Annotated in this window: 2 pseudogenes; one reads left to right on the forward strand and one right to left on the reverse strand. The window is 71.5% G+C overall.

Annotated features, from left to right (window positions below):
* Positions 1 to 57: 57 nt before the first annotated feature.
* Positions 58 to 108, forward strand: a pseudogene (locus AC01Y6_RS10825) (hypothetical protein); the annotation flags it as partial.
* Between the two features lie 324 nt (positions 109 to 432).
* Here AC01Y6_RS10825 and AC01Y6_RS10830 read toward each other — a convergent pair.
* Positions 433 to 633: pseudogene (locus AC01Y6_RS10830) on the reverse strand (SAM-dependent methyltransferase); the annotation flags it as partial.
* Positions 634 to 699: the final 66 nt, after the last annotated feature.

Below are 699 nucleotides of genomic sequence, written 5' to 3' on the forward strand. Positions count from 1 at the left end.
GTGGAAACCCCCTTCCGCCAAGCCCTCCGCCGCTTCCTCAAGTCGCCCTCCGGCAAGGTGGGGCTCGCCCTCACCGCCCTTCTCCTCCTCCAGGCCCTCCTCGTGCCCCTTCTCCTCCCCTACGACCCCAGCACCGACCGCAACTACCTGGCGCGCCTCCAGCCGCCTTCCCCCGCCCACCCCTTCGGCACCGACCACCTGGGCCGGGACCTCCTTCAGGGCCCGGGCCTCGGCCTGGGCCAGGGCCTCCTCCAGGGCCCTCGCCGCCTGGGCCTCAGCCTGGGCCAGGGCCGCGTCCGCCCGGGCCAGGAGCTCTTGCCTCGAGGCGGGCGGGGGCGGGTTCTCCAGGAGGGCCTTGAGCCTGGGGTCCAGGAAGGGCGAGGCGAGAAGGGCCGCCTTGGCCCCAGGATCCCCGGAAAGGGCCCGCTCCAGGGCTTCCTCCGCCCGGTCCAGCTCCTCCGTCATACCCTTCCGGACCACCTCCTTGCCCGAGAGGAGCCCCATCTCCTCCAGGAGCTTGATGTAGGTGCTGTAGCCGATCACCGCTTCCGCCTTCCCCAGGACCTCCCGGGCCCTCTGGGTGAGCCCCCCGAGGTCGCCAGGGCCCATCCCCACCAAAAAGAGCGCTCCCATTCCCTCACCTCCGGTAGCGGTGTTTAAAACTCGGGTCGTAAAGCCGGCTCCTCGCCCCCTTCGCCC

Source organism: Thermus sp., from assembly GCF_056332225.1.